This window comes from Cohnella lupini (assembly GCF_003386205.1).
Classification (GTDB): domain Bacteria; phylum Bacillota; class Bacilli; order Paenibacillales; family Paenibacillaceae; genus Cohnella; species Cohnella lupini.
Genome location: NZ_QRDY01000007.1, coordinates 1 through 12,965 on the forward strand (window position 1 = coordinate 1; position 12,965 = coordinate 12,965).

Here is a 12,965-nt window from a genome sequence, read left to right on the forward strand (position 1 = left end):
AAAGTCTAATTCGGCGTAAAACGGTGAAAATCATAGGAATACTAAGTGCACAATCGAATAAGAGGTGCGCTGTCCATAATACGGGGGTTTACCCGCTTCTGACTTGTAACGAGAATAATACTGCGTCACGAAAAATCATAGAATCAAACAAAGGAATCTTAACTGAAATGAAAAAGGGAACCTGTAAATATTGGATAAATGCCGGAAAATCCATGTGAACGGCATTGAGAAAAAATCAACCAATGATAATTTTGTGCAAATCAAATTGATAAACGACCTCTCAATCCTTTTTGTTTTATCTGATGACAGCTTGAAGATTAAATTAAAGAATTAAAAACGTTACCATAAGGAAATTGGAGCTAAGCCAATGCAGAGGGTAAGAAATTTTATTTTCTCTTTTATATTAGTTGCTGTTGGTTTAGTTGGATGTAGTCATGCGTCCCCTGTAATTAAAGAAGTGAAAATACAAGAACTTAATAACGAAGTGAAACTCTTCATAAGTAATCTTGAGAATGAAAACGGGTTATATCTGTATTCGTCAGCCGGAAAAACGCAATATCTGGTCGTTAAACATTCTAGTGTGCGACAAGGAGAAGAAGCAACATTTCTTCAATCGATTAAAGCACAAATACAGGATCAAATCTTAACAATAAATATGGAAGAACGAAGCACGAATGATTACCAAGATAAGAGGTTAGAAGCCACACGAATTTACAGACTAGGTAGTGCCGATGAGTATGGGACAATACAGATCAGCAATAACGGGAAAGAAGAAAGCTTTGATATAGTAGGCAGCTAATGAGTGCCTGATTTACTGGGTGGATCCCCTGCGGTAGTCTAGGACTTATTTCGAGTCCGAGGCTGCCTCATTTTTTTAGTGGGGATATAAAACTTCCTTGATGGATCCGGGCTTGACCTTAACATGATGTGATGGTTTAGAATGTTGGTTATCAGATACGGAAGGGGAGGCTGTCGATTCATATCAGCGAATTGTCCCGTAAGACCGGGGTAAGTCTTCGTTCTCTTCGTTATTATGAAGAAAAAGAACTATTCAAGCCTGCTAGACTGGAAAACGGTTATCGGGAGTACGATGATTTCCATATCGAACAAGTCAAAATTATTCAATTGTATTTCAGTCTGGGTCTCACCGTTAAAGAGATAACCAGATTCTTTCATTGTACGAATAGTCAGGAGATTCAAAGAGAATGCATACCGAGTGCCATAAAAGTTGGTGAAAGAAAGCTTGCTGAAATCAAAGAACAAATCGACAACTTAAGAAAAGCCGAATCTCATTTGGAAGAAAATCTATCCAGTTGGAGAAAGATTTTAAGTAAGGGAGACGGACCCATTGAACAATAAAATGAATCAAGAAGTCCCTCGAATTGCATTAGTCACGGGAGCTAATCGCGGTATAGGACGGGAAATCGCATATCAGCTGGCATTGAAAGGTTTACATGTATTAATCGGTAGTCGGGATGCAGATAAAGGGCGATATACAGCGGAAGAAATGCGTCTAGAAGGACTTTCGGTCGAACTACAAGTTCTCGATGTGGATGATACCGACAGCGTCAGACAGACGGCGGAGGAAATCAAACAACAATACGGTCGTCTGGATGTGCTGGTAAATAATGCTGGGATTTTACGCGATCAGGGAGTTTCCGTACTGAACGTGAAAGAATCGGTGATGAAAGAGACATTTGAGACTAACTATTTCGGGACATTACGCATGATTCAAGAGATTGTTCCTTTGATGAAAGAAAATCGTTATGGGCGCATCGTCAATCTTTCATCGGGTTTAGGAGCTTTCGAGGTTTTGCAGGGTGTCTTAGGTCTTAAAGGATCGACTTCCGCGTATCGCATCTCTAAAACGATGCTCAATGCCATGACCTGCTTAGTAGCGCAAGAGGTAGCTGAGTTGGGCATCAAAGTTAATGCTGCTTGCCCCGGCAGAGTAAGGACGGATATGGGAAGAGAAACTGCACCTGTTTCTAAAACGGACGAAGAGGGAGTGCCTCCTACCGTAACCGTTTTTGAAGGAGCGGATACGGCAGTCTGGTTGGCGACTCTGGATAATGATGGCCCTAACGGCGGATTCTTTCGAGATCGAAAGCTTGCGAATTGGTGAGGTTGTTGGTGAGTAGCCTTTATCCGTAGAATGGATTCGAGTCTGGACGGTTGAAGTTGAGGAATGAATGGCGTCTCCTTCTCATACTTAGTAATTGCGGGTTAAGCGCGATTCGGAAGGGGAACTGAAAATGGTTATACTGTATAAAAAAGCGAATATCGACGGGTTGGACATTTTTTTCAGAGAAGCGGGCAATCCCAACCATCCGGCTATTATTTTGCTTCATGGGTTTCCGAGCTCATCCCACATGTTCAGGGACTTGATTCCGCTGCTGGCCGACCGATTCCACGTCATCGCTCCCGATTATCCCGGCTACGGAAACAGTAGCATGCCTTCGACCAAAGAATTCTCGTACACCTTCGAGAATATCTCTCTTGTGATCGAGAAGCTCTTAGAGAAGCTCTGTATTCCCCGCTACATTCTATATATGCACGATTATGGCGGGCCGATCGGATTCAGGCTGGCGATTCGGCACCCGGAGCGGATACTCGGATTTGTTATTCAGAATGCGGTAGCTAACGAGGAAGGGTTAGGCAAACCCTTCGATCTGTTCAAAGCGCTGTGGGCTAACCGAAACCCGGCAACCGAGAAGGCTTTTGCCGAGCTCGTAACCTTTGATTTTACGAAAAAGCAATACCTGACTGGGGTATGTCACCCCTACTTGATTAGCCCGGACGGTTATTCGATGGACCAATTTTTCCTGGATCGTCCCGGAAATAGCCAAATCCAGCTCGAATTAGGTTACGATTATAGGACGAACGTGGAGCAATATCCGCTCTGGCAGCAATATTTGCGGACGTGTCAGCCTCCTACCTTAATCGCTTGGGGGAAAAACGATTTTATTTTCACGTTGGAAGGCGCTCTTGCCTTCGGCAAAGAATTAACGCATAGCGAAACTTGTTTTCTGTGCGGGGGACATTTCGTGTTGGAGGAACAGAGCCGGCATGTCTCGGAGCTGATCAAGAGCTTCTTCGGTCGCATGTACATGTGGCGGTGATCGAGGAGTCGCTTTCATTCGATGGAGGGAGATAGGCAGCATGGCAGTAAGCAACAACGATAAGAAGCTTGCGACTTTCGCGGGGGGATGTTTCTGGTGCATGGTAAAGCCGTTCGACGAGTTGCCGGGCATCGTATCGGTCATCTCTGGCTATACGGGCGGTCATACGGAAAATCCGACATACGAAGAGGTATGCACCGAGACGACGGGACATGCGGAAGCCGTTCAGATTACGTATGAGCCGGAGCTTTTTCCGTATGAACGCTTGTTAGAGCTGTATTGGCAGCAGATAGATCCGACGGACAAGGGCGGTCAGTTCCACGATCGCGGGTACTCTTATCGGACGGCGATCTTCGTTCATGACGAAGAGCAGAGGGAGCAGGCGGAAGCCTCGAAGCTGACGCTAAAAGCAAGCGGCCGATTCAAAGGCCCCATCGTCACGGAGATCGTAGACGCGGGTCCGTTCTATCCGGCGGAAACGTACCATCAGCACTACTACAAAACCCATTTCGCCGAATACAAAGGGTACGAGAAGGGCTCCGGTCGCTTGGACTATCTGGCGGGTAAGTGGAATACCGAGAAGGACAAGAGGGGCTTACGGGAGCGGTTGACGGAATTGCAGTACGAGGTTACGCAAAATAAGGCGACCGAGCCGGCGTACGAAAATGAATACTGGAATCACGTTGGAGAGGGGATATACGTGGATATCGTCAACGGCGATCCGCTCTTCAGCTCGGCGGACAAGTTCGATTCGGGCACCGGCTGGCCAAGCTTCACGAAACCTCTCGACGAAGGTTTAATCCGCCGGGAAGCCGACCTCAGCAAAGGACAAGTCCGCACCGCCATCCGCAGCCGTTTGGGCAACACTCATCTCGGCCATCTGTTCCACGACGGCCCCGGTGACGATCATCTCCATTACCGCGTCAACTCCGCTTCTTTGCGTTTTGTTTCGGTGGAGGATCTCGAGCGGGGAGGGCTTGGACGGTATTTGGTTGGGTTTTGGGGTTGAGGGGATTAGCAATTACGGAGTAAGGACTAAGGATTGAAGAAGGGGAGTAAATTCGGGCTCGCCGTCATTCGACGGCGGCTTCTTTGTCGTTGTGGAAATTTTCGATAATTATTTACATATACAGGGATTCGGTGTCGGGTTGTAGAAGATTAAGGGAGAGAATATTTGTGAAGTTCGTGGATTGATTGTTATCAGAAAGTCTCGAGATCAATACATAAAGAGGAGATATCTATGACAATCGTTGGTGTCTTAGGGACAATTCATAATGAATCATTAAGAAATCAGTTTAATTGTTCTTTGGATCTTTATCGAGATCTTGTTGAAGAATTCAAACCAGAAATTATCTGTGGTGAGGTACATCCACTAAGCTGGAATAGATATAAGAAAGACAAGAACGATAAAGGATACTGGGGAGAACCTGCTAGCGAATACTGGGAGCTAATATTTCCGCTCTGTGAAGAAAAGAATATAGAATTCATTCCGATCGATTGGTTTGAATTAGATGTGTGGAATGATTTCAATCCTTTTGATAAGTTTTCAGAAGAAAAACGAAAAGAATTAGAATCAATGGATGATGAATGGTTTTCAAGACAAATGAAAACTCATTCATTTGGCAGTATTCCATTTAACTCGAAAGAATTTGATGAAGTAACTAAACAAAAATATGAATGGTTATATCAATTAAATCCTGAAGCACAAAATTTTCGATGGGTAGTAAGAAATCAAATAATGATTCAAAGGGCAAGGAACGCAATAAAATCAAATCCAGACAAAAGAATTCTATGTATTGTAGGAGCAGACCATAGCTACTTATTCAAAGAAGGGTTAATAAACGATCAGATAAGACTTAAATATCCATTAAGATAATTCGAAGAAGTCGAGACCTTCTGATAACACCATATTCACGCTTCGGGCCATTCGGCCCTCGGTCCGGCAGAAGTCCGATGAGAATTCGAAGAGGCATTTCAGTAGCAGGGAAGCAGATTCAGCCGGACACACCCGCACCACCTAACCGCATCGCGGCCGGTTCCTTCGGAACCTTAAGGTGGTGGGGCGTCGCGAATACATGAACGTTAGAGGAAATTCATTTGGGGGTTCAATTATGGAAGAGATGAATTCAACAGACCTTGATAATAGTTTTTCGTTAAATAGAAATTCGTATTCTACTGATTTTCTGCCAGTGTATGTTGATAGAGGTATTGTTCCCCAATACCTTATTCAATTTCCAGTATTACTTCCATTTGAACTTCCTTTTAAGAATGGATTATGCAATACATTTGTACTTGAGAATGGAGATGGTTGCACATTACATTTTTCGGAAGTTCTTGTGACGGATCATATCCATCCTGGTGTTGTTTCAACAACACCATTAGCAGTAGAAATTTGTAAAACAAGAGTTGAAATGACTTATGTATCTGCAAATGCAAATGAAAATCCACTAGTTAAAGATATTGAATACCTAAGTGAGATCTTTGATGTACTGGTAGATAGTTTGAATTGGATTATCTCAGCATACCAACTCTACAAAAAAGATATTCATGTTCATCAAGTAAGTCGTGAAATGTTTGAATTCACTAGTCTTGCAAGAATTATTCCAGTAAATGATTGGGATAACACGAAAGTAATGCTTTTTCTCACAAACTTAAATGTCAAACATAAAAAAGAAAAACTAAATGATGAACAGCAATATGAAGTTATAAGACATGCAAGCATAATATTTACAGAATCAAATCCCTTTATATTATCTGAAGAATTACTTTTATCATCGAGACACAACTTTAATTATGGCTTCTATAAAGAAGCAATAGTATTTTGTCAGAGCTTTGTTGAAACTTTTTTAAATGCGTTATATGTAAATATATTGGTAGGTGAAGGGAAATCAGATCAAGAGATACAGACAAGAATAGAAGAATTGTCTTTCATGAGTATGATTAAGAAAGAACTTCATCCTAGAATTGGTGGAAATTGGAACATTGAAGACATTTCAATTCCAATAGGTAAGTGGTATTCAAATACATATCTTCTTAGGAATAGAATTGTTCATGCTGGATACCTACCTTCTTTTGAAGAAGCATCTTATGCATTGGATAGCGCTGGGAAATTTAGAGCGTTTGTAATACAACAATTAAAAATGAAAAAACAATATCAAGAAATTCTTAAGTATTTTCACCTGTTGTAATGAACTTCGTCTAACACCATATTCACGCTTCGGGCCATTCGGCCCTCGGTCCGGCAGAAATTAGAAGAGGATTCGAAGAGGCATTTCAGTAGCAGGGAAGCGGAATCAGCCGGACACACCCGCACCACCTAACCGCATCGCGGCCGGTCCCGTTGGGATCTTAAGGTGGTGGGGCGTCGTGAATACAAGAACGTTAGAGGAAATTGGGGTAACTGCTAATAAATCATTATTGTACTCCTCACTCATTTATTATTTGGAGGAATGAATTTGAGAACATTTGGAATAGTGTTTTTAATAATTGGAATTTTCTTAGTAAGTTTGAGCGGATTAGAAAAAATCATCATATATTCATCTTTAAGTCAAAGTGCAGGGGATATTCAAACTTTAAGAAATATAACACCAAAGGGAATTTGGAATATAACGCAAATGACATTTGTTTTTGGAATTATTTTTATAATTGTTGGCTTAATAATGTCGTTATGGAAAATTCTCATTAAAGAAATGGGGAAAATTAAAAATGCTGATAGGGAATTTAAAGAACAATATGAAAGAAGAAGTAATAACCATAATGAATAAATACTGCAGGTATTCCTTCGAAGGTCCCGACATCCTCTAACATCATATTCACACATTGGGCCATTCGGCCCTCGGTCCGGCAGGAGTTAGAAGTAGATTCGAAGAGGCATTTCAGCAGCAACGAAGCACATTCAGCCGGACACACCCGCACCACCTAACCGTATCGCGGCCGCCCTTCCGGCTTAAGGGAGTTGGACGTCGTGAATACAAGTAACGTTATCTGAAACCGACCTAACTGTTAAAAAAAGTTATGAAGGAGTTACCGATGAAGAAGGAACTAAAAATACTTATCGAATCGTTGGTAGTTTCATTGTGTATATTAATTTCAGTCATATTATTCTTTGTAACTAAAGGATACTTTACAACAAAAACTTATCAACCCAAGATTCAAGATGTATATATAGTAACTGAAGAACTTACACATGAAGTCAGAATAGGTTGGATAAAACCTTTAAGCTGGTCGGAATATATCTCAAGTTACCTAATAATACTTTGTATTTATTTCTTAATTCGATTTGGCTTGTGGAAATTCTTTAATAAGAAGAAAACATGAAATAATGATTATGTAAGCAGTATCAAGAAGAGGTCGGCATCAGATACACCATATTCACGCTTCGGCAGGAGTTAGAAGTAGATTCGAAGAGGCATTTCAGCAGCAAGGAAGCACATTCAGCCGGACACACCCGCATCACCTAACCGCATCGCGGCCTGTTCCTTCGGAACCTTAAGGTGGAGGGGCGTCGTGACTATAAGAACGTTATCTAAAAGGGACGAAATGATATTATTTTGGAGGTTTAATCGGTGAAGCTGATGATAAATAACCAGGAGTACTTTTTTCGTGAAATCTCGATTGAATTTACTGATACTACCTACACTAATGTATTTTCAAGTAAAAATAACAAAACACTCAGAGAAACAATCAAACATCATAGGTACAATAGATTCAAAGGCATTGTTGAAAATAAATACTCAAATTCCCTCGATAATAGTCTAGGCGCCTTTCTGGCTCGAATGAAAGAAGAGGGGGATTTGTTTTATAGAGAGTTTTTGAATAAGAACGGAGATAAGATTTATTCAACCTTCCGAATTACGGATAGAGCTGCGCAGGACAGCAAAGGTATCTATATATATTGTATTGATAATAAAATTAAATATATTGGCAGATGCCGTGATTCTTTCGGAAAGCGCATTAATCAGGGATACGGAAAAATTCATCCAAAGAACTGCTTTATTGACGGACAATCAACAAATTGCCATTTGAATTATCTTGTAACTGAAACTAAAGAGAAGGTTAAATTTTTTATTTTAGAGCTTGCTGAAGAAATACAAATTATGGAACTTGAAGAAATGCTAATTAAGAAATACCAACCCGAATGGAATATCAGTTTAAAGGCAAATTGAGATTAGTTCGAGAAGTCGTCCCCATCAGATACACCATATTCACGCTTCGGGCCATTCGGCCCTCAGTCCGGCAGAAGTTAGAAGTGAATTCGGGGATGAATTTTCAGTAGCAAGGAAGCGGAATCAGCCGGACACATCCCTCCACCTAACCGCGTCGCGGCCGCCCTCCGGGCTTAAGGTGGAGGGACGTCGTTACGAAGTCCTTGTAGGTCTAAGGAAATTGAGAGCGGGTAACGTATGAGGAAGAGAACTATCTTATTTCTTGTAATGTCACTTCAATTATTTATTATTGGATGCTCAAATAATAATAAGGATATAAATCCTAATATTACGAGAGAATTCTTAAAACAGCATGCAGTAATTGGGATGACAGACTCTGAAATTTCAATTGTATTTGGAAAGGAGGCATTTCGAGAATTCGGAGATGGATCCTTCGTGTGGATTTTTGATAGGGTGACAAATAATTATACTTACAAGCCTGATCTTCAAAGAGTCGCATTCGAAGACATAAAGAGCGGTAAAATTAAATACCAACTATACATTAACGAATTAGAAAATAAAGCTTTTATGTTTTCATATTTTTATAAAGGAGATAACAATGAGGTCTGGAATTATGAAATAAGACCGGATGGAACAAGTGATAAACAAGCAACAACAAGTTAAGTATTTCAAGAGGACAAGGACTTCGTATAAACACCATATTCACGCATCGGGCCATTCGCCCCTCGGTCCGGCTGAGGTTAGATGCAGATTCGGGGAGGACATTGGGCAGTAGCAAGGAAGTAGATTCATCCGAACACACCCGCACCACCTAACCGCATCGCGGCCAGTCGCTGCGCTCCTTTAAGATGGTGGGGCGTCGTGAATACAAGAACGTAATCCGAAATGATTGTAACTAATGAAAGGAAGGGCAGTAATGTACAGATGGATATTTAGTTTTATTTTACTGTCAATTCTTGTAGCCTGTAACTCTGATAAGTTACCAACAAATGATGATTTTGTAGTTAAGGTCCGCACAGTTAACAAGACTGCAAAAGTTAATGAAGAAATTGAAATCATTACTGAACTAATCAATAAGTCCAATAAAACTTTTTTGATTAAACATTCGAACCCATTAGTGACTGTTCAGGCCTATGATAAAAATGATAAACCGTTGTATGAATACCTTGTGGTGGACGATGTAGGATTAAGCCATAAGTTCAAGTCAAAAGAAACTTATAATCCTAATGAAGAATGGAAACCAAATGAAAAACGAATTATTAAAATAGACAAACCCGGAAGGTATGAATTAATTGGAAATGCCTCTTTCCTAATTGATCAAAGCAACGGAGAACGGCAGGAATATTCTTTGAAATCACAACCATATGAGATATTAATTGAAGAATGAGTTGGTAGAATTTCAATGAATACAATCACTTAGGATAACACCATAGTCACGCATCATCGGTCATTCGCCCGCGGTCCGGTAGAAGCTAGAAGTGAATTCGAAGATGCATTTCAGCAGCAGGGAAGCAGATTCAGCCGGACACACCCGCACCACTTCGCGGCCGGCTCCTTCGTAGCCTTAAGGTGGTGGGACGTCGTGAATACAAGGATCGTTAGAAGATATGGCCGTGAAAAACATAGTAGGGAGAAAATTTATGCATGAGAGAATCGCAATTATTTCAGATATTCATAGTAATAGTGTGGCATTAGAGGCAGTATTAAAAGATATTTCAGCCCGAGACATTCAATTAATTGTTAATTTAGGAGATAGTTTGTTCGGTCCGATTGATCCACTAGGTACAGCTAAACAATTAATGGACAACAAAAATATTATTAATATTATGGGCAATTGTGATCAAATTCTTCTAAATGATGAAAGCAATTCTGCTACCTTTAGATTTGTAAAACCAATGCTAGATGATGTAATCAAGGAATGGATTAGATCGTTTAAAGACACTTGGGTATTTGAAGACCTTTTGTTTTGTCATGGAACTCCATTAATAAATGACCAGTACTTACTAGAAGAGGTTAATGAATTTAGTGTTAGTTATAAGAACCCAGATCAACTATCAATGGAACTTGAAGAAGTACCTCAGAATTATATATTTTGTGGTCACAGTCATGTGTTCAGAATGATTTATTTACCGAATGGTAAGTTTATTGTTAATTCAGGGAGTGTAGGTTTGCCAGCTTATAAGGATGAACTGCCATTTCCACATGTGATGGAATCCAATTCACCTTATGCGGTTTATGTTATTGCGTATAAGACACAAGAAAAAAATTGGATAATTGAACATATAATGATTCATTATGATTGGGATAAAGCCAGTTCAATAGCTGAAGAAAACGGACGAGAAGATTATGCGTTTGCAATAAAGACTGGAAGAGCGATCCCTTTGTAGGTGGTAGGGCGCCGTGAATACAAGGAACGTTATGTAAAAGAACGAAGCCAATAATATTAAGCATAAATATGAAGATTCAAGAAATTAAGTTACTCTCGAACAACTTGGATAAGGTAATAGATTTTTATAACAGAATTCTTGAGCTTCCAATCATTGAACAATCTACAGCTAAAGTTTCTTTTCAAATTGGCGCATCAAAATTAGTGTTTGAACTAAGCGAAGAAGTTACTAATCCATATTACCATTTTGCAATCAATATTACGGAAAGCAAAATAGACTTAGCCATCAGTTGGTTAAAGGCTAAAGGAATAAAAATTAATTTAATTAACGAGGAAGAAGTCGATTTTTCAAAATCATGGAATTCTCATTCTATATATTTTTATGACTCCATCGGTAACATTGTAGAATTTATTGCACGACACAACATCAAAAGTATATTAAGTCATGAATTCTCATATGAAGACCTCTTAAACATAAGCGAAATTGGAATGCCGGCACAGGATGTGATAATCCTGTCGGGATATTTAACGGAACAATACAAAGAACAAATTTATATTTCTGGGAACTCAATGTTCACACCCATTGGAAATGAAGAAGGTTTATTAATACTTTCATCCTTAAATCGAAACTGGTTGGGATCGAACAAAAAAGTTGAAATCTTTCCGTTAGAAATTTTCATTGAAAATGGAAGAGAAGAAATTATAAGTGTATCAAATCACTCTTATATTATTTCAACAAGGTCAATAACAATTCAATAAATTGGAGGTTGAAGTTATGTTTTATAGAAGAAAGTATTACATTGTCAACAATGAATTTGTTGATACTTTTAATAAGCATTTCAGAGAAACAAATTTACCGAATCAATTGAAACACGGAGCTCGTTTAATAGGGAGATGGATGTCTCCATATACAGAGACAACAACTGAAGTATTCGCAATATGGGAATATGATAGTCATGAAAAATATGAAGAAGTCGAACGGAATGTTAGAAGCGATAGTGAACACTTGAAGATAATTAATGACTGGTACGAGAGAAACGGCGGCAGAGAGCGCTTATTTAAGGAATGCATCGTTCAAGTGAAAAATGAAGAACTAATCTCAACAGTATAAGAACTGATAAAGATAGAGCAGAATTTCAATTAATCGATTTGAGGTGAATATAATTTTGCTAAATGATCAGACAAATTTGATTGGTAATAAAGTTCAACTGCGTGATATTCAATTAGATGATTTCCTTGAACTGTATCAATTGACTTACGGTGAAGAAAAGCCAGAATGGAAGAATTGGGATGCTCCATATTTTCCATTGAAGCCTATTAGCTTTGAGGAATTCCAGGAAGGAATGCGTGAAAGAATCGAAGATACTATTGAACCAAGAACACGGATGATAATTCAGTCAAATAATGAAATTATCGGAATTGTAAGCTACTATTGGGAACATAAGCCTTCAAACTGGTTAGAGATTGGTATAGTAATATATAAGCCTGATTACTGGAATGGAGGATTTGGAACGGAATCATTGCGATTGTGGATTCAATATTTGTTTATTGAGTTTTCACTAGTAAGAATAGGTTTAACAACTTGGTCTGGGAATGTAAGAATGATGAAGGTAGCTGAAAAACTGGGAATGAAATTAGAAGGTCAAATTCGAAAGTGCCGTTTACATGATGGTATATATTATGATTCGATTCGGATGGGAATTCTTCGTGAAGAGTGGAATGAGAAGAAGTTAGGAGATAATGCAATTTCGTTGCGGAGAATGGAAAGAGACTAAATAAATTTGAGGTGTAGGAATGAAAGGTAAATTAACCAAGCTTGATTTCTCGTTTGTTGGGTATAAATTCTCCGGACTATTTTCAGAGTATGCTGATTTGATTCCTCGAAGTCTAAGGGAAGTAATGCAAAAGAAGGGTACTACGCATAATCAATTAGAAACTACTGTTATTCTATACGAGCCATGCAAGGGTGAAGATCATAAGATAGGTTATTTCTATATTGGTAACATGGTGACCAAGGAGCAGACTAATCTATCAAACGAGGCGGAGCTCATTAGAATCAACGGACAATACGCAACTTCTTCAGGGACGATAGACCAAATGGCAAGTATCTATTCTTATATAAGTAGTTGGATAGAGGGGAATGGATATAAGCCGATATGGCCGGACGCTTTATTCATTGAAATTTATGAAAAACCATTGCAACCGGAAGTGACATGGAAAGAAGAGGTACAAGTATATTTACCTGTTTGGCAAAAATAGCGCCAAGCGGCTAAGTTGAAGTGATCCAACTAG

The 12,965-nt window shown here is 39.5% G+C and carries 16 protein-coding genes; all 16 read left to right on the plus strand.

The genetic code is table 11. The annotated features are described in order from the left end of the window. Positions 1-367: 367 nt before the first annotated feature. The 16 genes from DFP95_RS13745 to DFP95_RS13825 all read left to right on the plus strand — a co-directional run bounded on the left by DFP95_RS13745 (position 368) and on the right by DFP95_RS13825 (position 12,932). Positions 368-799, plus strand: a complete 432-nt coding sequence (locus tag DFP95_RS13745; RefSeq protein WP_115993221.1) for a hypothetical protein — start codon at positions 368-370, stop codon at positions 797-799. A gap of 191 nt (positions 800-990) precedes the next feature. Beyond that, positions 991-1,359, plus strand: coding sequence for a MerR family transcriptional regulator (locus DFP95_RS13750; protein ID WP_342768219.1), 369 nt, complete (start codon positions 991-993; stop codon positions 1,357-1,359). Beyond that, entirely contained in the window at positions 1,349-2,125 is a 777-nt protein-coding gene (locus tag DFP95_RS13755) for an SDR family oxidoreductase (RefSeq protein WP_245987646.1), read from the plus strand. Before DFP95_RS13750 ends, DFP95_RS13755 begins: the two co-directional genes overlap by 11 nt. A gap of 130 nt (positions 2,126-2,255) precedes the next feature. Then, complete coding sequence (locus tag DFP95_RS13760) at positions 2,256-3,122, plus strand: alpha/beta fold hydrolase (protein ID WP_115993223.1); 867 nt, start codon at positions 2,256-2,258, stop codon at positions 3,120-3,122. 40 nt (positions 3,123-3,162) lie between these two features. After that, positions 3,163-4,131, plus strand: a complete 969-nt coding sequence (msrA, locus tag DFP95_RS13765; RefSeq protein ID WP_115993224.1) for a peptide-methionine (S)-S-oxide reductase MsrA — start codon at positions 3,163-3,165, stop codon at positions 4,129-4,131. A gap of 231 nt (positions 4,132-4,362) precedes the next feature. Further along, positions 4,363-4,998 (plus strand): hypothetical protein, encoded by a 636-nt coding sequence (locus tag DFP95_RS13770; protein ID WP_115993225.1) that lies wholly within the window; start codon positions 4,363-4,365, stop codon positions 4,996-4,998. Positions 4,999-5,197: 199 nt separating this feature from the next. After that, positions 5,198-6,310, plus strand: coding sequence for a hypothetical protein (locus DFP95_RS13775; protein WP_147304162.1), 1,113 nt, complete (start codon positions 5,198-5,200; stop codon positions 6,308-6,310). Positions 6,311-6,577: 267 nt separating this feature from the next. Further along, positions 6,578-6,886, plus strand: a complete 309-nt coding sequence (locus tag DFP95_RS13780; RefSeq protein ID WP_115993227.1) for a hypothetical protein — start codon at positions 6,578-6,580, stop codon at positions 6,884-6,886. Positions 6,887-7,687: 801 nt separating this feature from the next. Then, the gene (locus tag DFP95_RS13790) at positions 7,688-8,287 is read left to right on the plus strand and encodes a GIY-YIG nuclease family protein (RefSeq protein WP_115993229.1); all 600 of its coding nucleotides are present in this window, start codon (positions 7,688-7,690) and stop codon (positions 8,285-8,287) included. A 237-nt stretch (positions 8,288-8,524) separates the two neighbouring features. Continuing rightward, positions 8,525-8,950 carry a hypothetical protein gene (locus tag DFP95_RS13795; protein ID WP_115993230.1) on the plus strand — a complete coding sequence of 142 codons (426 nt, stop codon included), beginning with the start codon at positions 8,525-8,527 and terminating at the stop codon, positions 8,948-8,950. A gap of 253 nt (positions 8,951-9,203) precedes the next feature. After that, positions 9,204-9,674: a hypothetical protein gene (locus DFP95_RS13800; protein WP_115993231.1), complete on the plus strand. Its 471-nt coding sequence runs from the start codon at positions 9,204-9,206 to the stop codon at positions 9,672-9,674. Positions 9,675-9,927: 253 nt separating this feature from the next. Continuing rightward, positions 9,928-10,674 carry a metallophosphoesterase family protein gene (locus DFP95_RS13805; protein WP_115993232.1) on the plus strand — a complete coding sequence of 249 codons (747 nt, stop codon included), beginning with the start codon at positions 9,928-9,930 and terminating at the stop codon, positions 10,672-10,674. Between the two features lie 68 nt (positions 10,675-10,742). Next, the gene (locus tag DFP95_RS13810; RefSeq protein WP_115993233.1) at positions 10,743-11,432 is read left to right on the plus strand and encodes a VOC family protein; all 690 of its coding nucleotides are present in this window, start codon (positions 10,743-10,745) and stop codon (positions 11,430-11,432) included. Positions 11,433-11,448: 16 nt separating this feature from the next. Continuing rightward, entirely contained in the window at positions 11,449-11,784 is a 336-nt protein-coding gene (locus tag DFP95_RS13815) for an NIPSNAP family protein (protein WP_115993234.1), read from the plus strand. Between the two features lie 55 nt (positions 11,785-11,839). Beyond that, on the plus strand, positions 11,840-12,448 hold the full coding sequence (locus DFP95_RS13820; protein WP_181907405.1) for a GNAT family N-acetyltransferase: 609 nt from the start codon (positions 11,840-11,842) through the stop codon (positions 12,446-12,448). 19 nt (positions 12,449-12,467) lie between these two features. Beyond that, the gene (locus tag DFP95_RS13825) at positions 12,468-12,932 is read left to right on the plus strand and encodes a hypothetical protein (protein ID WP_115993235.1); all 465 of its coding nucleotides are present in this window, start codon (positions 12,468-12,470) and stop codon (positions 12,930-12,932) included. The last annotated feature ends 33 nt before the right edge of the window (positions 12,933-12,965 follow it).

What these genes read in the sequence shown, in the direction of transcription:
- DFP95_RS13745 (WP_115993221.1), top strand. Translation starts at nt 368, where the DNA reads ATGCAGAGGGTAAGAAATTTTATTTTCTCTTTTATATTAGTTGCTGTT.
- DFP95_RS13760 (WP_115993223.1), top strand. Translation starts at nt 2,256, where the DNA reads ATGGTTATACTGTATAAAAAAGCGAATATCGACGGGTTGGACATTTTT.
- msrA (WP_115993224.1), top strand. Translation starts at nt 3,163, where the DNA reads ATGGCAGTAAGCAACAACGATAAGAAGCTTGCGACTTTCGCGGGGGGA.
- DFP95_RS13770 (WP_115993225.1), top strand. Translation starts at nt 4,363, where the DNA reads ATGACAATCGTTGGTGTCTTAGGGACAATTCATAATGAATCATTAAGA.
- DFP95_RS13775 (WP_147304162.1), top strand. Translation starts at nt 5,198, where the DNA reads ATGAACGTTAGAGGAAATTCATTTGGGGGTTCAATTATGGAAGAGATG.
- DFP95_RS13795 (WP_115993230.1), top strand. Translation starts at nt 8,525, where the DNA reads ATGAGGAAGAGAACTATCTTATTTCTTGTAATGTCACTTCAATTATTT.
- DFP95_RS13800 (WP_115993231.1), top strand. Translation starts at nt 9,204, where the DNA reads ATGTACAGATGGATATTTAGTTTTATTTTACTGTCAATTCTTGTAGCC.
- DFP95_RS13805 (WP_115993232.1), top strand. Translation starts at nt 9,928, where the DNA reads ATGCATGAGAGAATCGCAATTATTTCAGATATTCATAGTAATAGTGTG.
- DFP95_RS13810 (WP_115993233.1), top strand. Translation starts at nt 10,743, where the DNA reads ATGAAGATTCAAGAAATTAAGTTACTCTCGAACAACTTGGATAAGGTA.
- DFP95_RS13815 (WP_115993234.1), top strand. Translation starts at nt 11,449, where the DNA reads ATGTTTTATAGAAGAAAGTATTACATTGTCAACAATGAATTTGTTGAT.
- DFP95_RS13825 (WP_115993235.1), top strand. Translation starts at nt 12,468, where the DNA reads ATGAAAGGTAAATTAACCAAGCTTGATTTCTCGTTTGTTGGGTATAAA.